This is a genomic window from Gimesia fumaroli (genome assembly GCF_007754425.1).
GTDB classification, from domain to species: domain Bacteria; phylum Planctomycetota; class Planctomycetia; order Planctomycetales; family Planctomycetaceae; genus Gimesia; species Gimesia fumaroli.
Genome location: NZ_CP037452.1, coordinates 1,912,335 through 1,931,330 on the forward strand (window position 1 = coordinate 1,912,335; position 18,996 = coordinate 1,931,330).

Annotated in this window: 20 protein-coding genes and 1 tRNA gene; all 21 read right to left on the bottom strand. The window is 51.2% G+C overall.

From position 1 onward, the window contains the following. Positions 1 to 10 precede the first annotated feature (10 nt). Positions 11 to 2,734 (bottom strand): phage tail protein, encoded by a 2,724-nt coding sequence (locus tag Enr17x_RS07340; protein WP_145307352.1) that lies wholly within the window; start codon positions 2,732 to 2,734, stop codon positions 11 to 13. Continuing rightward, positions 2,727 to 6,338 carry a phage tail tape measure protein gene (locus Enr17x_RS07345; RefSeq protein ID WP_145307354.1) on the bottom strand — a complete coding sequence of 1,204 codons (3,612 nt, stop codon included), beginning with the start codon at positions 6,336 to 6,338 and terminating at the stop codon, positions 2,727 to 2,729. The genes Enr17x_RS07340 and Enr17x_RS07345 overlap by 8 nt, the downstream gene beginning before the upstream one ends. Before the next feature lie 11 nt (positions 6,339 to 6,349). Next, a complete protein-coding gene (locus Enr17x_RS29490) occupies positions 6,350 to 7,687 on the bottom strand; it encodes a hypothetical protein (protein ID WP_198001010.1) in 1,338 nt (445 codons plus the stop codon). Next, complete coding sequence (locus Enr17x_RS07360) at positions 7,623 to 7,862, bottom strand: hypothetical protein (RefSeq protein WP_145307358.1); 240 nt, start codon at positions 7,860 to 7,862, stop codon at positions 7,623 to 7,625. The genes Enr17x_RS29490 and Enr17x_RS07360 overlap by 65 nt, the downstream gene beginning before the upstream one ends. A 170-nt stretch (positions 7,863 to 8,032) precedes the next feature. Then, on the bottom strand, positions 8,033 to 8,551 hold the full coding sequence (locus Enr17x_RS07365; RefSeq protein WP_145307360.1) for a hypothetical protein: 519 nt from the start codon (positions 8,549 to 8,551) through the stop codon (positions 8,033 to 8,035). Positions 8,552 to 8,604: 53 nt separating this feature from the next. After that, positions 8,605 to 8,946 carry a hypothetical protein gene (locus tag Enr17x_RS07370; RefSeq protein ID WP_145307361.1) on the bottom strand — a complete coding sequence of 114 codons (342 nt, stop codon included), beginning with the start codon at positions 8,944 to 8,946 and terminating at the stop codon, positions 8,605 to 8,607. A gap of 80 nt (positions 8,947 to 9,026) precedes the next feature. Next, positions 9,027 to 9,539 carry a hypothetical protein gene (locus Enr17x_RS07375; RefSeq protein ID WP_145307362.1) on the bottom strand — a complete coding sequence of 171 codons (513 nt, stop codon included), beginning with the start codon at positions 9,537 to 9,539 and terminating at the stop codon, positions 9,027 to 9,029. Between the two features lie 2 nt (positions 9,540 to 9,541). After that, complete coding sequence (locus tag Enr17x_RS07380) at positions 9,542 to 9,985, bottom strand: hypothetical protein (RefSeq protein WP_145307364.1); 444 nt, start codon at positions 9,983 to 9,985, stop codon at positions 9,542 to 9,544. Beyond that, positions 9,972 to 10,169 carry a hypothetical protein gene (locus Enr17x_RS07385; RefSeq protein WP_145307366.1) on the bottom strand — a complete coding sequence of 66 codons (198 nt, stop codon included), beginning with the start codon at positions 10,167 to 10,169 and terminating at the stop codon, positions 9,972 to 9,974. The genes Enr17x_RS07380 and Enr17x_RS07385 overlap by 14 nt, the downstream gene beginning before the upstream one ends. Continuing rightward, entirely contained in the window at positions 10,166 to 10,738 is a 573-nt protein-coding gene (locus Enr17x_RS07390; protein WP_145307368.1) for an HK97 gp10 family phage protein, read from the bottom strand. The genes Enr17x_RS07385 and Enr17x_RS07390 overlap by 4 nt, the downstream gene beginning before the upstream one ends. Beyond that, on the bottom strand, positions 10,735 to 11,100 hold the full coding sequence (locus tag Enr17x_RS07395; RefSeq protein WP_145307370.1) for a hypothetical protein: 366 nt from the start codon (positions 11,098 to 11,100) through the stop codon (positions 10,735 to 10,737). The genes Enr17x_RS07390 and Enr17x_RS07395 overlap by 4 nt, the downstream gene beginning before the upstream one ends. Beyond that, positions 11,097 to 11,705 (bottom strand): phage head-tail connector protein, encoded by a 609-nt coding sequence (locus Enr17x_RS07400; protein ID WP_145307372.1) that lies wholly within the window; start codon positions 11,703 to 11,705, stop codon positions 11,097 to 11,099. The genes Enr17x_RS07395 and Enr17x_RS07400 overlap by 4 nt, the downstream gene beginning before the upstream one ends. A gap of 75 nt (positions 11,706 to 11,780) precedes the next feature. Beyond that, the gene (locus Enr17x_RS07405) at positions 11,781 to 12,191 is read right to left on the bottom strand and encodes a hypothetical protein (RefSeq protein ID WP_145307374.1); all 411 of its coding nucleotides are present in this window, start codon (positions 12,189 to 12,191) and stop codon (positions 11,781 to 11,783) included. A 94-nt stretch (positions 12,192 to 12,285) separates the two neighbouring features. Next, on the bottom strand, positions 12,286 to 13,893 hold the full coding sequence (locus Enr17x_RS07410; protein ID WP_145307376.1) for a phage major capsid protein: 1,608 nt from the start codon (positions 13,891 to 13,893) through the stop codon (positions 12,286 to 12,288). 93 nt (positions 13,894 to 13,986) lie between these two features. After that, positions 13,987 to 14,061, bottom strand: a tRNA-Met gene (locus Enr17x_RS07415). Between the two features lie 170 nt (positions 14,062 to 14,231). Then, a complete protein-coding gene (locus Enr17x_RS07420) occupies positions 14,232 to 15,395 on the bottom strand; it encodes a hypothetical protein (protein WP_145307378.1) in 1,164 nt (387 codons plus the stop codon). 56 nt (positions 15,396 to 15,451) lie between these two features. Next, complete coding sequence (locus Enr17x_RS07425) at positions 15,452 to 15,877, bottom strand: hypothetical protein (RefSeq protein ID WP_145307380.1); 426 nt, start codon at positions 15,875 to 15,877, stop codon at positions 15,452 to 15,454. A gap of 12 nt (positions 15,878 to 15,889) precedes the next feature. After that, positions 15,890 to 16,798 carry a structural protein gene (locus Enr17x_RS07430; RefSeq protein WP_198001011.1) on the bottom strand — a complete coding sequence of 303 codons (909 nt, stop codon included), beginning with the start codon at positions 16,796 to 16,798 and terminating at the stop codon, positions 15,890 to 15,892. Then, a complete protein-coding gene (locus Enr17x_RS07435) occupies positions 16,776 to 18,164 on the bottom strand; it encodes a phage portal protein (RefSeq protein ID WP_145307384.1) in 1,389 nt (462 codons plus the stop codon). The genes Enr17x_RS07430 and Enr17x_RS07435 overlap by 23 nt, the downstream gene beginning before the upstream one ends. Further along, on the bottom strand, positions 18,154 to 18,387 hold the full coding sequence (locus Enr17x_RS07440; protein ID WP_145307386.1) for a hypothetical protein: 234 nt from the start codon (positions 18,385 to 18,387) through the stop codon (positions 18,154 to 18,156). The genes Enr17x_RS07435 and Enr17x_RS07440 overlap by 11 nt, the downstream gene beginning before the upstream one ends. Next, positions 18,384 to 18,986: a hypothetical protein gene (locus Enr17x_RS07445; RefSeq protein ID WP_145307388.1), complete on the bottom strand. Its 603-nt coding sequence runs from the start codon at positions 18,984 to 18,986 to the stop codon at positions 18,384 to 18,386. The genes Enr17x_RS07440 and Enr17x_RS07445 overlap by 4 nt, the downstream gene beginning before the upstream one ends. Positions 18,987 to 18,996: the final 10 nt, after the last annotated feature.

Sequence of the window (18,996 nt, forward strand, 5' to 3'; positions counted from 1 at the left end):
AGTCCTTTTTTTATTCGCTGTTTGGCGTAACCGTTACATGGTCAGGGAAGGTGAAACACGCGCTGCCATTGTTGTATGGAATGTCATAGCTATCTGCCGTTGGAACAATGCCTTGCAACAGAAACGTAACGTTTTGCGATACCCCGTTTGGATGCCCCTCTTCTTCTCCGCGGTATCTGATATAGACATTCATGTTCGTGCTGTCGTTTTGCCCAGGATTACAATAAAGCGTCACGAATATCTCACCACGCCAACCATAGTCACCGGACCACGGCGATCCCCCTTCAAAGTATTGAACGTGATACTGATTTGTGCCGGTTCTGGGGATCGTGTGAACCTTTGCCATGACGGACTGTGTGATCGCTGAGACACAATCGCCTGTGGCGTAATTCGTGAGATCTAAATCAACTGATGGTCCAATAAGATTATCAGGGCAGGGCCAAGGAGCACCTGTTGTGGTTGTTCCTCCTTCTGGTGTTGTTCCTGATGCTGTCGTTGTTGTTGGCGCGCCAGTCGTGGTTGGTTCGCCAGTCGTGGTCGGTGATACTCCTGCTTCAGGCCAGGACACAATGCCTCTTCCACCATCGACCGCAACTCCGATTGATCTCGCGCAAGTCTGGTCATCTGGTGAAGACGTATTGATTGTGAAGTCCCACAGGTTCGATTCAATCAGAAGCTGAATCTCTTCCATCGCTCCCTGCTGCAGGCTTCCTGAGATGTGACGGACCGTTCTGATTCGCCCGTAGACCCCGTCGAAGACAAGCCCGCCGTTGCCGTCAGCATAATTCAGGAGCACCACATCCCCCGGCTGCAGGTGCAGCCCATTCAGGAACGTACTGACGTTGATCATGCGATTGATCAGCAGTTTGTAAGCCAGCCAGTTTTCAGTTGCATAAGCAACGGAAGTCGGGAGCTGAAAAGCCCAGAGATCCAGCTCCTCACGCTTCTCTTTAAAGTTGGCAACAGCTTCGTCACTGGTTCGCGACAGCCTTTGTTCCGGACTGGGAATTGCCTGTCTGAACTTGGCAATCATTTCTGTCGGCATGTCTTTGTCAGGAACCATCTCGACCTTGATAGAATCCATTTTGACATTCGACGGCGTGAGTGCGAGCTGATGGCCTGTGAAATTTGTTTCAATATATTTCAGAGTGGCCTTGCCCTGATCCCAGAAGAGGAGACAGTTCGCCTGCTGCGCCAAGTTACTGACCAGTTCATTCAGTTTCTTTTCTTCCTGAATGGCGAATGCCATTTTCGTGACGATGCTAGCGGCAGCTGCCGTGAAGGAATCTGAGTCGATGAACCCCGAACTGATATTGCCCAGGTACGGGTTTGTCAGCATGTGTTGAAGCACATCTGCCGGATCTTCAATCACGTCGTCTGAATCATTCATGATCCCTTTGATGGTGGCGTAGATGGTTTCGTTCGGAAATCCGTAAACTGCAGGTGTGCTGTTTAGGGTCAGAGTAGTGACACCATCTGCATCAGAAGCCCGCCCCAGTGCTTCATTGTGTGTTTTGTCGTTCAGGCTCACTGAATAGGAACTATCACTGTAGCTGAGGAACACGTCTTTAGTCTGCCCACCACCAGCCGAACCCGACGAGCCTTTTGCTTCAACCAACACAACCTCTTTTGAAGGCAAGTAATTCAACAGATATTTGTAGGTCCCAAGTTCATAGACTGGAGTACCAGGCATCCAGTTGTATTTGAACTGGGCAACAGAACCGATCTTAAACTGCGTCGAGGTATCAGCAGTGAAATCAGGAGGCTCTTGAACAATGGCTACCTGGCTACCTTGGAAGCTCCAGAGTGTGATCGTCGTTTCGTACCAGCCAGCCCCATTGTTTAGCCAAAGTGGATACCCTCTCAGATTAAAATTAGGATCACTCAGAGCAGACTGATTGATCATGATGTAACGCTGCCCGCCCTCTGCGTAGATTCCAGAGACATTACCACTGGCAAGAATGCTACCTCTGCTCGTGACATTAAATATCATGGAAGTGGGGCCCGAGAAACTTCCAGTCACAAGTTCGAAATTGTTGGGGTAGCCAACGACAAGTTGTATGGATGAGCCTGTTGTGAAAAAAAGTTTGTTGGCTTCATCATGAATCGTCATGATCGTGTCATGTTGGCCAAATGGACTGGATAGATAACCTTCACCAGGTCTGTCAATCACACATGCCGGCACTCGTTTACAGGGATTTCCGTAAACAATGGGGATGGTCTTGCCATCGCATTCTGAGCAGTTGACGTCGTTGAAGTCTTCCTGTTTGATCAGCCGACCAATCGATTTGTCGAAGTATTCCTGCAGGCCCTTCATGCTGATCGACCAGTTGACGTCGCGGTCATTCCAGTTGAGCGGAGTGGACAGCACGCCGGCGAACAGAACGATTTTGTCAGTATCCCAATCAGTCCCTTCAAACCAGAGGTAGACGTAAGCCAGTTTGTTTTGCACGCCCGGGAATGATTCAAACAGCGATCGCATGGTCCGGTCTGAATCTTCCAGAGTAATCGTGAGCTGATCGAAGCCGCCGACCTTACCGGGTTCGGCAGACAGAGAGAGCTGCCCCCAGTTGACGATTCTCCCTTCACAGGGAACCGGACCGTGCAGCAGTTCTTCGGCGTAGTATTTGTTACCGGTTGCACCGCCGAATTGGATCTCCAATATTTTGCGCGGAAACGCACCGGTGACTTTGTTTTTTTCTGTGGTCGTTGCGCTCGTTAAAGTTCTAGCCACTGAATCGACCTCCACGGCGCTGAGCCACCTGATCAAGCCTGTCGTACAGCTCGTCCACTTCGATCTGAGAAATACGGGTCACATTCGGCAGATTGATTTCGTTCCGGTTGTTTTGCGTATTAACTGACTGCAGGCCCGGGTCTTTAAAGAAGTTGTTGCCTGTAACTCCCGAGAACGTTGGAGGTGGTGCCTGGGTGACGGCGTCCAGTTGATTGAGCAGATTGTCAATCATGTCCTGAATTCGCTTGCGTGCCGAATAGGTATCAACGAGCGTCATGTTCTGCTCAAGTTGAGTGATCTGGTTCCGCAGGTTGGCAGCCTGACCTTGTGTTGAACTGAAGAACGAGCGAAGTGTCTGGATGGCCTGGTCAGAGACCTGTGAGACACCACCAAAGGCAGAACCCAGCTTATCACCGAATCCATCCAGACCGCTGCGAAGTTGGCCGAAGCCTTCTGTGGCCAGTCCCATCTGCTGATTGAAGCCAAACATGGCATTGAAGGAACGCTCTACCGCGCTGGAGAACTGCTGTTGCCTGAAGGCAATGATCCGGTCTTCTAACGCCGTTTTGAAATCCTTTGCGGAGAACTTACCCTGAATCAACCGCTTGCGTTCTTCTGCAGCTGCGGCAGCTTTGGCAGCATCGGCTGCTTTCTGTGTCTCTTTCGTCAGGGCTGATACACCAGACTTGTATTCGTCGATGCCGATCTTACCATCGCGGAATTGTTCACGTAGCGAGTTGAACGAACCGGCCAGAGATTCGAGAACGCGATTGGGGATCTTACCTTTCAGTCCCTGCATCATCGTCCCGAGTTGCTGTAATGACTGCTTGTAGACTTCCTGTTTGCGTTCACGTTCGTCTTCAAACTGGCTTTGCCGTTGAAGTCGGCTGGCCGTTCTGGTTGCAAGATAGTCCATCTCACTCGCAGTAAACTCTCCGTCCTGGAGAATGTAATCGTATAGCTCTGAGATGTCCTGCCGGATCTGTGGCGTCATACCCTCAATGGTGCCGAGGAACTGATTGAACTGTTCCTGTGTGGGGCCGAGGTCAATGAAGTCCCTGACTTTTGAGAAGCCCGGGAGTTCCCTGTCTTTGGCATCCCGCCTGGAATCGCGTAGGATGTTTGCAATTTCATTTGGATCAACTTCAGCCTGAATTGCTGACTGCCCTTCCGCCGCCTGATCGACTGGGGTAAACGGCGCGTTGTCCTGCAAGGATCGTGATTGATCGAAAGTCGCCTTGGCTTCAAAAAACCTTTTGGCTACCTGGCTAAGTGTTCCTTCCAATTCTTTGACTCGATTAAGATCCTCTTCTTCTATCAACCCTTTCTTAAATGCGTCATGTGCTTCGGCAGCAATCTGCTCAATCCTCTGTCGCGCATTTAATAAAGCTATTAACTGTTTCTTTGGGTCTTCTCCAGTCCCCATGTTTATTGCAGCATCAGCAATCTTCTTTGCATCCTCGACGGCGTCTTTCACTGCCTTGGTGCGATCTTTTTCGAGATCATTACGCTCCTTGAGCGTCTTGATTTCCTTTTCTAGTTTCTCCTGATTTTTATCCATTTCAATACCGAGCGCTTTTAGCACAGGTGTCAATGTGGAATCAATCAGATTTGCCATACCAGCGAGAGCGTCAACTGCAAATCCTACAACCTCAGTAACTGCAACAATGGCACCGTGCAATGCCCAGAATCCGAATTTTACCAACTCTCGCATTACCGGTGTTGCAACTTTGAATCCGGCAACGACCAGATCACCTATCGCTTTCAAGATGTTCTTGAAGCTTGGTATCATGGTGCGAACCATCGGGATGACTTCATCCCTGATGATCTGTGCAAACTTCTTGAATTCCGGGAATAAAGCTTTTGCGAGAGTGCGGGCCATATCAGCAAATGCAGGTAGCAACTCGTTTTTTGTTTCGACCCAGATCTCTTTTAGAACTGGCATCAATTCGTTACTGACTATGTTGCTGATATCTGAAAAAACCGGTCCGAGTTCGCGCCTAATGATGCCACTGACATCACAAACGACGGACATGAATTCACGGTAAATTGCAATTAACGGATTGAAAACACCAAAGTTCTTTTGAGCCCATGAAGCTACTTTTTTCAAGGCCATAGCCAGAGCAACGACAACTCCGATTCCAAGAACCGTTTGAAGTGTGACTATCGAGGCAGAAAATAACTTTGTCGATACACTTGCTGCTCTTACCCATGATATGAACGCGGCGAGACCAGATACTGAACCTGCAAGAGCAGTTCCCAGACTTGTGATTGCCTGAGTAACTCCCAATGCACTGACTGCTTTCAGCGCCAGCATGGTAGCCAGGATTCCGGGGTGTGCTGCAATAAAATCCCGTATCGGCCCCATGAAGCCAGCCATCATATCCCAGGCTTCTTTCAAGCCAGGCGATGCCTCATTGAGCCATTGAACAAGATTCTTCAAACCGTTAACCAAGGCGATGGTTGCGTTCGAAACCTTCTCTACAATTCCCGGCTTATGCTCTTCCAGGTATTTTTTAAATTCGTTTGTTGCACCTACAAGAGCGTCGCTCTGATGCTCACCTATCTCAATGACCAGGTCCGAAATGGATGACTTCAGCAATTCGATTTGGCCAACCTGCGTGCTTAGATTGGCCTCTTCCATTTTAGCTGTCAATCCAGCTGCTTCATTTATCCCTTTAGCGAATTCCCGTACTGCATCCGTTCCACGGTCCAACACCGCAATCATTGCCGGCCCAGCACGAACGCCAAATATTTCCGAAACAATTGCCAGCCTTTCTTGCGGGTTAGCAACGCTTCGCAATGCCATTTCCAATTGACTCAGAGTATCAATCAGTGGGCCAGCTGTATTGATATTCATGTCTTTCAAAAGCTTATTGGCTTTTGCAGACGGGTTAGCGATATGAATGAATGCGTTTCGCAGTGCAGTACCTGCGAGCGAAGCCTGAAAGCCTGCATCACCCATGATGCCTAAAATGGAAACTGTATCTCTGAGATTCACGTTCACAGAGTTAGCAACCGGCCCTACCATCTTCAACGCTTCCGCAAGCTGCGTTAAATCAGTATTGGAGCTGGTGAATGTTGCGGCCAAAACGTCGTTGATATGCGTCAGGTCTTTCGCTTCCGCGCCATAGGCACGCATTGTCTTCGCACTAATGTCTGCGGCCTGCGCGATCGAAAGCTGAGCAGCAGAAGCAAGTTGCAGTGTTGGCTTTAATGCCGTGGTGATTTCATTCACCTTCAGGCCAGCCAGTCCCAGCTTCTCCATTGCCTCTGCAGACTGCGTTGCCGTGAATACCGTGGTTCGGCCAGCATCACGAGCCGCATCTTCAAGAGTTTTGAAATCGCGGGTTCCCAATGTGCGAGTCACTGCCCCAACGCGGGTCATCGTCTGTTCGAATTTACCGAATGTGGTCGCAGAGATCAGGCCAATGGCACCAATCACCATGACGATTCTGGCCCCTGCAGAAGCCGTGTCTTTGGCGGCAGACACCCACTGCTGACGTAGCTGACGAGTCGCAGAGATTGCCGCCTTCATTCCGCGCACAAAGCCAGCCGTCTTCGTACTGACGATTGCTCTAAGTGCGTGGATTGTGGAACTCATACTGGAATTCTTTAAGCAGTAGGATCGTAATCGGTTACGTAAATCAACTCAGCAGGGAATGGATATGAGAACTGACCGAGCAGTCCAGTACATGATGTAGAGGCTGCTGGATTGCTCGACGTGTTTTCAATATTGGTCCATGTCAGCCACCATTCGCCATCAATACACTGAAAGCTGAATGCATCACCATCACCATCCACAGCACCGGTCGTCCAAGGGACTGAGGATGATGCTCTTGTCATCACCATTAGCTTCTTGCCCTCAGACTGAAACTCAACGTACAAGGTGTCAGGCGGTGCAGGATTACAAGCACAGTTCGGATCTGGAGCTGCTGTTGTGGTTGGGGCCCCAGTTGTGGTGGTCGTGGTCGGGACACCAGTTGTCGTGGTTGTCGGGACGGCCGTCGTCGTGGTACCTCCTGCAGTTGTGGTCGGACCTGCGGTGGTCGTCGTACCGGCAGCCGTTGTCGTGGTTGGCGCAGCTGTCGTAGTCGTCGGCTCCGCAGTTGTTGTCGTGGGCTCACTGGTCGTTGTTGTTGGCTCAGGCGGTTGGGTTGTGGTGGTGGTCGTCGTAGTCGTAGTCGTCGTGGGACTTGATGTTGTGGTCGTCGGACTCGACGTGGTCGTGGTCGGTACTCCTGTCGTAGTCGTTGGCGCACTGGTCGTGGTTGTTGGTTCTGCAGTTGTCGTAGTCGGCTCAGCAGTCGTAGTAGTTGGTTCCGCTGTCGTGGTGGTCGGTTCGGAAGTCGTGGTCGTGGGAGCAGACGTTGTGGTGGTTGGCGCTGCCGTTGTTGTCGTAGGGGCTGCTGTGGTCGTCGTAGGTGCAGCAGTCGTGGTCGTCGTTGTGGTGGTGGTCGTGGTTGTTGTCGGTGCCGCTGTCGTCGTAGGAGGTGCGGTCGTCGTGGGAGGTGCCGTGGTCGTCGTGGTCGTGGTAGTAGTAGTGGTCGTCGTCGTTCCGTTCGCTTCCGGCTGCTGAGTCGATTCAATGGTGAGAGTGATCCCAAATGTGTTGGAGTCATCCCGAGACCAGCGCAGCTCAGTATCAATAAAGCGAACATTCGCATATTCAGTCCCATCCGTGTAAGTCAATGTGAAAGTGTTAGTCGGACCTTTGACCGAATCGGTGAAGAAGTCTTCCAGTTCTTTACGGTTTTCCAGCGTGAGGCTACGGAAGGCCAATCGCCATTGCCAGGTCTTGCGTGAAGTCTTCTGGTAGACGTATCGCGTGTGATCAGCAGATTGGCCTGTCACCCACATGGGGAGCAACCGAGGTTCTGTCGTCGCATCAGGTCCGGCGATGTCCACCGATGCCGTGCCGTCGTTCAGATTGATCGATGTTTGACCTGGCATTAGTGATCCAATCCGTAAACTGCTGTTCTGCTTCCTGTGGCGTCAAGCCGTTTTCTTTTAACCACGCGATTTCACCCGAGTGTGAGTCAATCCATTCCTGGCCCTGATCGTGAATTGCGGAACCAATCATGTTGATACGATCCTGATAATCGACCGTTTCATAAACCGATTGCATTTCAAAGCCGACATTGGCCTGCTTCTGGATGTCTAAGTAAACCGACTTAATGTTGTCAGGCTCCCACTTCGTATGAGCGGCTGCCTGAAACTGCCAGTTAATCCTGTTTGCTTCTTCCCGTTTGATAGTGACAAAGTGAGTGTAAAATTCCCGAACACGCAGCCCCCGGATTACGCTGGGGGTCCAGCCGTAGGCTCTGGCGAGGACGGATTCCCATTGAACGTGCCAGCAAGTTGAGAAAAGGTCTCTTCGATTGATTCGCGGTGCTCCTTTGGAATCGCCGCGATAAGTGAGTTTTTTTCCAATCTCAAAAACTCCATGAAGTCATTGGCTTCAATAACCGCCGCACGCAATTTCAATCCGTCGCTGGCTCGCAATCCCATTTTCTCAAGTGAGAATTCAGGCTTTTTGACGCAACACTCTTCAGCCAGATAGAGCGTGTTCGTGTCGATCGTTTGCAAGAACAAGCCGATCAAACGCGGGATTGCCGGTGCCAATGTGGTATAGTCCAGCTTGATGTCGTCACTGCCCTGGATCTCTCCCAGAATCACGCTGAGGATGCCCTGAGATGCTTCGTCTGATAACAGAGACATGATCTCTCGTTTAATCAGGAACCAGCCCTGCAGGCTCATCTCTCCGATTTCCAGTTCAGTTCCGTTGCTTAATGGAACTTTGATAACTTCGCTCATAATTGTTAGTCCGCTTTTTATTCTGAGGTTTTTAAATGAACAGTCCCGGCAGCCTACTTGCTGTCGGGTTTCTCTGATTTCTTTGGCTGCGTTTTTGGCTGTGGATCTGCTGGCTTAGCAGCCTGCTTTGTCAGTTCGCCGTGCAATGATTCGAACTCGTGAGCCAGTGCCTGGATGAAGACCTTGGCTGACTGACTGACGTCTTTGCATTCATCAACGGCCTGCTTCAGATCACGAAAGGCAAGCCGTGAATCATCTCCCAGCTTCCCACCACAGCACCGCAAGAGCGCTCTGTGCGATCGCTCAACAACAGCGAATTCTGACTCGCCATCGACAAATTTCTTAACTTCTTCAACAAGAGCGACTGCACGCTCTTGTGCAACTATGGGATACATGACAAATCCTTCCAATATGAGAGAACAGGAGCAGAGACCGCCGCGGTGTCGGCAACCACGACGGCCCCCGGCGCCCGGTATTACGCGGCGGCAAACTGGATGTTGCCAATTAACTCGCCATCGTCAGCAGACTCATCTCCAAGGCATTCGAATTCGACATTGAAAATCCGATCCGCTTCGTTGTTGAAGGGGATCTCGAATTCGCCGATGGCGACGGTCCGGTTGAATGTGATTTTCTTGGCAGCTTCCGCAGTTAAGAATGGAATGATTTCAGCAGCTTGAGCCGTGTAGATGTAGCCGGCACTGCGGCCAATGCCGATGTACGCCGCGCCGGATCCAGCAGTCTGGTCGTTGCCGGCTGCATAGACTTCGGCGAGTGCGGCAGCCGACCACTCCGCGAATGGGATCGTCATCCGGCATTCATCGCCAGTGTGTCGCAGGTTCATTGGAGTGGACCCATATTGATCCACCGTAACTGGTCTGGTTTTGGGGCTGAACTTCGCAGTAATGCCGCCCTGACTATGGCCGATGGCAGTGCCTCCGAGAGTTGCATAACCAGGACCACCTAATACATTGTCTACGTCACTTGCCATGATTAAACCCCTTCAGATTTAGGCTTTACTGTCAGTCTCCATGAACTGGCCAGATGTTGAATAAAGTTGTCTTCCGTATCGATCTTGAATTCCAACGCGTGTGAATCATCAACCTGATGCATCTCTGTAATGCGATAGTTTGTTGACTCAATACCTGCTGGCTTCTTCAATGGGATCGAATAGTTATTGATCAGATAGCCTTCGACTTGCTCATTCAAATGCGGGTCGATCGAGTAAATATTGATCTGCAGGTTTATCCTGCGACGGCCTACATAGGTCGCTCCCGGTATTGACGTGTTGCTGTTCCACTGGAGCGAAATAAACGGAAACACTGGTGTTGAATTCGGCCAACCTCTTCTGACTCGGCTTTCACCGATTAAGGCAGTAAGGCCACTGTCTTCCTTCAGTGCCGTCCATAATGCTTTTTGTGGTTCATCCAGGCTCATCTGATGTATCCTCTGGGCGAATTCGTACCACGCACCCAAACGCTGTAAAGGCTAATTCCGGCTTTTCTCCTTCCGGACCGACCTCACACTCGATTCGGCCATTATTTTCGCGGCATGTCAGACGGTGATTCCGGTAGCCGCGACTGAGTGAATTCGCCAGATAGTCTTCGAATTGCCGTGTCATGCGATATTCCTTTGCCTTGAACGAGGGGGAGCTAAAGCCTGATCAAGCAATGCAATTGCCCAGGCACGATTCTTATTAAACGCCGGACGCAGCCACGGCATCTGTTCCTGTGGTCGGGCCTTGAGAAACTTGCCTTTGGAACTTCGCAATCGACCTTTAGCCCCACCGCTCGTATCAATCCGCACCGAGGTCAGTTCAGTTGCATTGCCAGACTTGGCAGGCCAGTTATGTACCGCCTGCTGATCGGTCAGCAACGGCGAGGTCCCCAGTTGTTTGACCCGACCGCTGGCAATGTATTCAGTGCCGAATTCCAGAAACTCAGGATAATCGATCACATTCGTGCCGATCTCAACAAACCACTCACCCGCCTGCTGGTACAGGTTCCAGAGAATTTTCTGCTTGAGATTGGACGTCTCAACGGGCACGCGCATTACCGCCTCTGCCTGGGTTCGTGCACCGATCTTGCGCAATGACTGCTTGAGTTCTGTTTCTGCTTCGGTACTCCAGCGATAGAGCAGGGTCTCCAGCTCTTTCAGATCAGTCTCAAATTCACGACCTAAGGTAATCATGATGCTGAAGGAACCCGCTTCAAATAGGCTTTCAAATGATGCCCGCGCCCGGATTCATCACCAACGTGAATCACCTGGTAGGTAAAGCCAGACATGGAAGAGGGGGCTGTAAGCACAATCAAATCAAACTTGTCATCACCGCCACGTGGTTTTAGATCGACGTCTGGCAGAAAGTAGCCCACTGCTGTGTATTCGTGGTACTGTCCGACTTTGGATGACTGAATGGATCCGGCGCGTTCCTGAATCGCACAGGCAACACCTGTTGAGGAATCCGACCAGCCCTTGGTTTCCACACCATGATCGTCTGTGACTGTGGATCGTCTAATCGTGCATTCATAATCCAGCAGGTCTTCAAAGCTCATTGGTGGTACCTCGCGAGAATTGAACGAACGGTGCCAGCTTCGGGGTACAGATTGGAATTCTGGTGCGAAAGCAGCTGATACGAGTATTGATCAAGCCGCTCTGAGGCGAGCATCCCACCCTCTTTCCGTCCTTTGCGAAGCAACGCCACCAGCGTGTTGGCAGCCAGTTCCAAGTCTGCTGGGATGGTCTCATAACCTGCCGTGTAGGTGACCTTGATATTCCCGCGCCCTTCAGGCCAGATGCGATTCAGGGAAATCAGCATCGACGCGTTCTGTTCGTTGGCTTCTTCTGACTGAGGAACGAACTCGCCCCCTTCAGTCCATGCTGAATCAGATGGGAAGGCGTCGGTCCCCTTGCCGAAATAGCCGTCTGGATCCACCCACACGCCTGTCACGCTCGTTAAGGGACGATGGGCAAGGAACAGCTCATCTTTACCGTTACCGTCCAGGTACTCGGTCCTGGAAGCAGAATCAAAGCTCTTGCGACTGGTGAAGTGCTGGATCACCGATTCCACCTCAGTGATCAGCTGGTTCAACAGATCATCCTGAGCAGAATTGGAAATGCCCAGGTGAACCTTTACTTTCGGCAGTGTCGTCAAAGCCATTGCTACCTCGAGAACAAAAAGAAGCCCGTAGCGTTAACTACGGGCTCGAATCTATTAATAAACCAGAAACCCGGATTAGCTGACGGTTTGCTTCTGACCACAGATCTGAGCTGAGACAGGTGCAGTCGGGCTGGTACCATCCACAAACGCTGGAGTGGCGACAGCTCGCACATAGCGCTTGGCACGCACACCGCGAATGATGCCGACTTCGCCATCTGCATCCAGCACGAGTGCAGACTGTGTTGCCAGGTCTGTCCAGTCACCAGATCCAGAATCGGACTCCTGCAGCTTGCAAGTGACTGTAAAACTGGTGGGCGATCCTGTCGCAGCCCCGACTGCAAACAGACCGTGAACAGAACCAATCATGTTATCGCAGTCGAACGATGAACCGTTGGCTGGAGTCGTTCCTGATAGGGACACGCCAGGGAGAATCGACTTACCCAGCAGGGCGTTGGACAGCATGTCCATTAAAGGTGATTGAGCCATGTTTCTATTCCTAAAGAGAAAAAATGATTTCATGAAAGCCACCGGGCTGAGTGCAAGCTGAGGGGGCCCAGTCTCACACTCAGCACGCAGCGGACTAATAGCCAGGCAGATCCATATTGATGCTGTCACACATCACGAATGACTCTTCGTAAGTGACCGATGTATCCACGTGCTGAATGAAGCGAATGGAACGCTGGTCTGTTTCGAAGTTGTTTCCGTTCTGGTCGGCAGTTGCTACCTCGAGAACCCCATGCCGACCGATGATCAGGTTTTGCCAGATCCCCAACAGGATGTACGTCAGGTCGGTTCCAGAGCCCTTGGTGCGTTCGTTTGAAACTTGAGACGAACGTACGACCTGATGGCCATTCAGCATGGATGGAGCACCCTTGGAAATGTCATCACGATTTGCCTGGAACAACCATGCTCCCTTACCGTCATCAGCAGCATAGCCAGAGCCAGCTCGACGATTGAGCATGTTACGCCACATCGTTCCACGCATCAGCCACTTCGGACCCAGGCGGTCGATGTCGAAGTTGGAGTCTTCCAGTTTGCCCAGCATCATATTCGGGTCTTCTGGCTCGAACGTATTACCGTCTGTTGCCACAGTCCCCGCAGTATGAGTCTGAATACCACTGTAGTTGATGATCCCCTTTGGTTTGAGATCCGATCCCACACCTTGCAGTGCAGCATCATCAATCAGCAGTGCGAGTGTCAGGGCCACATCGGCACGGATGAATGCTTCAACAGACGCCGAAGCGAACCGCACGAACTCATTCGGATAGGTGACCAGGGCCGCACATTTTTTGGCCCGCATCGATTTGAGGCCAGTACCAAAGGTGCTGCCGGTGATCGTGCCTTTTTCACCCACCCAGTAACCAACAGTGGAACTGGTCTGAGATCCCATGTTAAACGCACCATTGGGTGGCAGCGTCAACGTGCGAGCTCCCAATCGGCTCATGACTTCCATGTTCCGAATCAAGGGCAGGAACTCAGTAGAGATATCGGAACGGGTCCAGATACCACCAGCAGTGTCATCGTAAACGCTCAATGATTGATTGACGCGGTCACGCTCGTATCCCATCTGCTGAGCCATGTGAGCAGCCATTCCAATATCAGCACCCTGCACACCAGCGGCCATGCACTGTCGGACTTCAGTCGCCAGTCCAGTGTCATTCATGGCAATTTCAGAAGATGCCATTGGGATAAACACCGAATTTTGGGCTGCTCGTGCAAAACCCTGCTTGCAGTAGAAGTCAACAAGCTTCTGGCTGAGGTCTGTTTCGACCTTACAATTCTCCGGTTCCAGTTCCCCCTTTACCATCATCATGGCGCGGGCTGTCTGGAATCCGCGAGACGACATTGGGTCTTCACCTTGGCGAATTCCGGGAGCTCCGAACATTTGAGAGCCATTCGTGCGCGGCTTGGAAAGCTGCTCGACCTCAGCTTGCAATCTGGCCTGATTATCGGCCAGTGTTTGCACCTGTTCCTGAACGGCCTGAGTAATCGCTGTGGTCACTGACTGCAATTGATCAGCGGTAAACCCGGTATTAGCAGGCTGATTCTGAGACTGTGTCTGAGTGCCCCCGCCTCCACCCTGGGGAGGATCAGCGGTTGCAGTCCCACCGCCTGTGCCTTGTGTGCCGTCTGTGGCTTCGTCCATCAGAACGCAAAAACCTAACATCATTCGTTGGAACCAGGTCATGATCAAACTCCCGTAAGTGCAATAAAAAAACCTCGCACCACAAATGAATGTGATACGAGGTTTGGTTCTTCCAATACCCGAAAACGAGTTAAATGGCCGGTGCTGGATTTGAACCAGCGATCTCTTGATTATGAGTCAAGCGGGATGGCCGAACTTCCCTAACCGGCGTTATGTAACTTTGTGCGATTGCTTTATTGACGTGTCGAAGTGAACTATATTTCCATCTTTCACTTTGAATTCCAGATTGGCAGAACAGAAAGGAATGTCTTCTGTTTTTTCAATGAGCACAGCAAGTGCCGTTATCAGCTGCTTGCGTCTCTCTGCTCGTTGATCACCGTTCAACCCACTTTACCCGTCATGTCTTTAAGTTGTTGCTGCAACTGCTGCTGACCTTTTTGAATCGGCTCCAACATCTCATTGACTGATTTCATAACCGATTGTGTGAGGCTGTCTGCAACCTGTTGCTGCTGTTGCTTTGTCTGATTCAACTGTTGAACCACATGATTTCCTAAATATTCGACGGGAATCAACTGTGGTTCTTCAGTCTTCCCAGACTGTGTTTCTGCAGGTTTGATAACTTCTTCCCGATCCGAGTCAACACTTTCTTCAGGTTTTTGTCGCTGGCCCGAGAATTCTTTGCCAATATTTTGCAGGATCTCAGCCGAATCCGACTTGAGGAACTGGCTGATCTGTTCATGAGAACCTTTCATTTCAACCACGCCACCGATATTCAGCTGCATGAAATCCATGCCAGGAGACCAGACATCTCTTTCGTCACCGATCGCCTGCTTGAACGATTGCATCATGAACGGGGGCAGCTTGACATCGTGGACCTTACCGCGTTCCAAAGCCTGCTTGAGTGCACCACGGTCTGCCCCAATCGGTGTGATCGACCACTCCAGCATCTCAGTTTCTACGAAGTCGTAACCGCGCCAGCCGTTCCAGAGTTCGACGCCTTCTGCCAACTGCTCTTTATTCGGCTGCTTGCCCAGCATGGCTTTCAGGACGTTGAAGCCGATGGAGGCCATCCGCAGCGTGCCTTCATCAACACAGGCAAAGATCGGTTCTGCATGAGGCAGCTTGGAGAAGTAGACTGTGGCAACGGCCTTGGTTTTCTGGATCTTGAGAGCCAGTTTCCCGTTGGGATTGCGACTCAACCCGACCGGGAGCGTGATGCCACTGAAGCCGTGATCGTAGAGCACGACGGGATTCTGCTCGTAGTAGTCAGTCACAATGCCGTTGCCGTACTTGTTTTTTGTCAGTTGCAACATATTGCCCTGACGGTTCTGCTCGTTGGGACGAGTGACAATAACAAAATCGGCGGTCATTGCCCCGCCATCAGATGCCTGGCAGACTGCTGCCTGGTCTCTCTGAAAATAGTGACCCGATGGAGACACCAGCTCTGGTGCATGAGACATCATGTCAGATTGGATCGATTCGAGATCCGAAACGAATTCGGCTTCCTGATCCAAATCATCTTCAATAACAGTTGCAGCAGGCATGATTTAACTCCATCGGGTGTTTCAGTGAACTATCTGGCAATTTCAGAAGATTCGGTTTACTTCTCGGCTTCAAGACCTTTCTGGCGATCTTCGAACATCATGGCGACGATATCACGCAAGTCTTCTTCAGAGAGCGTGGCAGGGTCTTCACCCAGGTCGAATTCGTTAACCGCAGCAAATTCGATCAGTTCCGGCCTTTTCAATGCACGGACTTTATCGACCGTCATTGGCCCCTTTTTGTTTTCGCCCTCGGCAGTGTCCGTCCCTTCGAATTCAATAGGCTTTGCGGGGGTAGGCTGTGGCAGGATCTTCACAGCTGGCACCGGTACTTTGTACTCACCAGCCAACACTTTTTTAATCGCTTCATCCTGTTCGGCCTGATCCGATTTCGGTTCAGGAATGATGACGTTCCGGGTTTCAGGTTTTCGTCCGAGGATCTGGTATTTCACCTTGAACGGGCCTTTGGTTGACTTTTTAGCCATTGATTTCATTCCTCAGTCAAAGTAGGCCACTGACGTGCAGCGGCAATGAATAATGTTTCCTGCAGATGCTCCGAGTGAGCTGTCTCCCGGGTGAATCAGCTTCTCACCACTGACCGTGTAGGCTTCATTGTTCTTCACAATCTGGCCATCCGCTGCGATGTGGTTGAACCGATCACCGGGTTTGACTCCGCGTGTTAGCTGGTCGATAGTGCTAATCCACCATTTCTTGTCAATTCCAATTTCCGTGCGGGTGATCTGCTGACCATAATTCATGGACCCAGTGACTTCCGTGCGGGCAATACGGCGGGATGTGTACTTTGTCTGATTGTTTAAAACGCCTCGGATGCGCTTAGCCATTTCGTCAATGCTATCGCCCGCTTTGTTACCTTTCTCGATCGCTCGCCTGAGGCTCTTTTTCGAGGTCTCGCCAACGTTTGACCAGACGCCAACTTCCCGGTCCGTCAGAAACTTTTTGACCTTGCGCTGCAGCTCCGGAGACATGTCAACGCGAATCGATGGCGGGGGGGCAGCGTCTTCCAGAGAGACGTCTTGAACTATCTGAGCAAGAAAACGCTGGTCAATCTCCTGGGCATCAAACCACTGCTGTTCGAACTCAACGCCGCGGTAGATCATCCGATTCCACTCAGGGATCATCAGGCGGTTGAATGGTGCTTTGTAGTCGGACGGTTTGAAGATGTCATCGACAGCAAAGCCCGTTTTGTCGATTTTCTTCACGCGCGCCATGACGCCTTTGGATACGCCGTTCCAAAACGATTTCTGTTTTTTCAGCACCCGGGATTCAGTCGGATCGTAGGTCCGTCGCCAGCTTTTGCCAATCCGACGCCGGCGTTTGTACGCTGCGTCTTTCTTCGACTTCTGAGCGAAGAATGGCTCAAGTCTATTCTTCGTCGCTGTCGTCATCGTCCGGTTCCTCAGGCGGCTCTGGTGGATCGTCCTCGTCATCCAGGTCATCCATGGCCAGTGCGTCATCTAGCGGGGTGAAGCTGGACGCGATGTAGGTGGATTTCGATGCGGGGGTGTTGAGCGGTTGTCGATTGCGTTTTACCAACTGCATGTCGGGAGACAGGGCCCCGATCTTGAAGTCGAGTTCGTCCTCTTTGAGTTGTCGCTCCCAATCTTCTGGGGAACAGTCTTCAAAATAACAAACGATCCGAGGGTCGAACTTCACAGCGATGTTGTGCGTGATAAAACCGGCCAGCAATCGGTTCAGCGGATTGATGGTCGTTTCGTAAAAGATCAGATAAGCGGTCTCAACCACAGAGCGATTCACGTCTGTAGTGATCCCAGCCAGAGCCTTGGGAACCCCGCGTAGAGCAAAGACAGCATCACGCACCGAGTCGGAAGAATTTGAAAAATCCAGCTCTTTGGGGGCATAGTGTAGTTTGTCCAGCTTCATATCAGGTGGGACAAGGAAGGGCTCTGATGTATTTTCCACGCCGGATATGCGGTACATCACACGCTCTTTGATGCGCCGGATCTCTTCTTTAGTGATCTGAGCGTTGTAGGTATCACCGAGATTGAGAACGACAGACGGGTTGATTGAATTCTTGAACGAGTGCCAGCGACTTCTCTCAATCGACTTCGTGTTGTCAATCCAGATTGCTCCCGCTTCCGTAGGGGAGAAACCTTTATACTTCGAATGAGGATTCTTGAATCCACAGATTTTGATTTCATCAGCAGGAATCCTGAACTGCCGCGCCTGACCTTCTGGTGTCACCAGCCAGTGATCAAGAAAACCGGCATGGTTAAACATCGGTTGCATCCAATCGTTGGGCATCACGATGATGGAAGCCGGCAAGCCAATTCCGTTGGGGATTACCCACCAGTAAAAGTACCCCGTCAGCTGCCAGAACATGTGCGTTTCGTAGGCCAGTGTTTCCCACCAGTCCATTTCATTGCAGGTCTCAAACAACTTGACCAACGGGTTTGTGTCTGGAATCGGCTTTAAATCATATGCTTCTGACTGCAGCACCCCACTATAATTCTGCCTGATATGCTTTTTCTGCCTCAGGTCCAGGTGCAGTTTCATGCCCGGTTCGGTCTTGACTGGTACGCCGAACATGGGGAACGACTTGGAAGTCGTTGTGGCAATGCGATTGATCGCGATGTAATTCCACAACTCGTATGAGGCAAGCTGCTCCTGTTCCTTTTGCATTGAACTGAAATTCGAACGCATCGACGGCATGGACATGATCGTCGGCAGATCGGGGCCTCCCGCATTCTGGCTGACCTGGGGACTGAATGAATCCAGAAATCTATTGCTCATTAGTGACTGCCTTAATTAACGCCTGCAGTTCGGTTTTATGAATCGCCCCCTCCAGATTTGTCCTCGCCTGGAATGTCTGAATGACATCCCGCAGTGCTGCGATTGATTCATCCTGGTGCTGAACCCGCTGCCGCAGAAGTTCATTCTGCTCTTCCAGCCTCCTGAACTTCCGCAGCACAGCACGTTCTACTTTGACCTCACGCTGTTTCCGTTTCTCCGTCATTCCATAGTCCAATGATTCATGTCACAAATAGTCCCTGCTGCGCGGTACACACCGGCTAAAACGGAATCAGGGTAGCGACGGTCCAATTGAAGTAAACACTGATTAACGAATTCGACCTTGTTCTCGACCTGGTAGGTGGGGAGTTGAGAGAACTGTTGCAGCGTCATTTTTCCCCTGAGGACGTCAAACGGATTGCCGTTCACCAGTGTTTCGGTCTCACTGGCCACATCACAGACGAAGTCAGGGAAGATCAGCACACCAATCACCCCGCGCGGCTTTCCGGTATAAACCCGCTTTCCGGCATTCTTGCAGCGATCATTGCGACAGATACACCATGCCTCTGCGGGTCGGTCCATCTGCTGGCCGCAGTTCTTGCAGAGGCCACCTTTCTGCGATCGAGAACCCTGAAGGATCTCGGTTTGGAAACCCTCTTCACCCTTGGTGTGCATCTCAGGGGTCAGGTGGATCCGGAAGAACTCTTTCGTTTGCGATGACCGGATTGGCTTCGCGAATTTCAGCAGAACGTGCGAACTCCGCTTGTCTTCAGGCAGCTCCTTGTTGTGTTTGACCAGCTGGCTGTTTGATGATGTAACTTCCATAACTCATAGT

What these genes read in the sequence shown, in the direction of transcription:
- Enr17x_RS07440 (WP_145307386.1), bottom strand. Translation starts at nt 18,387, where the DNA reads ATGACGGAGAAACGGAAACAGCGTGAGGTCAAAGTAGAACGTGCTGTG.
- Enr17x_RS07410 (WP_145307376.1), bottom strand. Translation starts at nt 13,893, where the DNA reads ATGACCTGGTTCCAACGAATGATGTTAGGTTTTTGCGTTCTGATGGAC.
- Enr17x_RS07400 (WP_145307372.1), bottom strand. Translation starts at nt 11,705, where the DNA reads ATGGCTTTGACGACACTGCCGAAAGTAAAGGTTCACCTGGGCATTTCC.
- Enr17x_RS07395 (WP_145307370.1), bottom strand. Translation starts at nt 11,100, where the DNA reads ATGAGCTTTGAAGACCTGCTGGATTATGAATGCACGATTAGACGATCC.
- Enr17x_RS07360 (WP_145307358.1), bottom strand. Translation starts at nt 7,862, where the DNA reads ATGCAATCGGTTTATGAAACGGTCGATTATCAGGATCGTATCAACATG.
- Enr17x_RS07365 (WP_145307360.1), bottom strand. Translation starts at nt 8,551, where the DNA reads ATGAGCGAAGTTATCAAAGTTCCATTAAGCAACGGAACTGAACTGGAA.
- Enr17x_RS07370 (WP_145307361.1), bottom strand. Translation starts at nt 8,946, where the DNA reads ATGTATCCCATAGTTGCACAAGAGCGTGCAGTCGCTCTTGTTGAAGAA.
- Enr17x_RS07375 (WP_145307362.1), bottom strand. Translation starts at nt 9,539, where the DNA reads ATGGCAAGTGACGTAGACAATGTATTAGGTGGTCCTGGTTATGCAACT.
- Enr17x_RS07385 (WP_145307366.1), bottom strand. Translation starts at nt 10,169, where the DNA reads ATGACACGGCAATTCGAAGACTATCTGGCGAATTCACTCAGTCGCGGC.
- Enr17x_RS07420 (WP_145307378.1), bottom strand. Translation starts at nt 15,395, where the DNA reads ATGCCTGCTGCAACTGTTATTGAAGATGATTTGGATCAGGAAGCCGAA.
- Enr17x_RS07430 (WP_198001011.1), bottom strand. Translation starts at nt 16,798, where the DNA reads ATGACGACAGCGACGAAGAATAGACTTGAGCCATTCTTCGCTCAGAAG.
- Enr17x_RS07405 (WP_145307374.1), bottom strand. Translation starts at nt 12,191, where the DNA reads ATGGCTCAATCACCTTTAATGGACATGCTGTCCAACGCCCTGCTGGGT.
- Enr17x_RS29490 (WP_198001010.1), bottom strand. Translation starts at nt 7,687, where the DNA reads ATGCCAGGTCAAACATCGATCAATCTGAACGACGGCACGGCATCGGTG.
- Enr17x_RS07445 (WP_145307388.1), bottom strand. Translation starts at nt 18,986, where the DNA reads ATGGAAGTTACATCATCAAACAGCCAGCTGGTCAAACACAACAAGGAG.
- Enr17x_RS07380 (WP_145307364.1), bottom strand. Translation starts at nt 9,985, where the DNA reads ATGAGCCTGGATGAACCACAAAAAGCATTATGGACGGCACTGAAGGAA.
- Enr17x_RS07345 (WP_145307354.1), bottom strand. Translation starts at nt 6,338, where the DNA reads ATGAGTTCCACAATCCACGCACTTAGAGCAATCGTCAGTACGAAGACG.
- Enr17x_RS07425 (WP_145307380.1), bottom strand. Translation starts at nt 15,877, where the DNA reads ATGGCTAAAAAGTCAACCAAAGGCCCGTTCAAGGTGAAATACCAGATC.
- Enr17x_RS07390 (WP_145307368.1), bottom strand. Translation starts at nt 10,738, where the DNA reads ATGATTACCTTAGGTCGTGAATTTGAGACTGATCTGAAAGAGCTGGAG.
- Enr17x_RS07435 (WP_145307384.1), bottom strand. Translation starts at nt 18,164, where the DNA reads ATGAGCAATAGATTTCTGGATTCATTCAGTCCCCAGGTCAGCCAGAAT.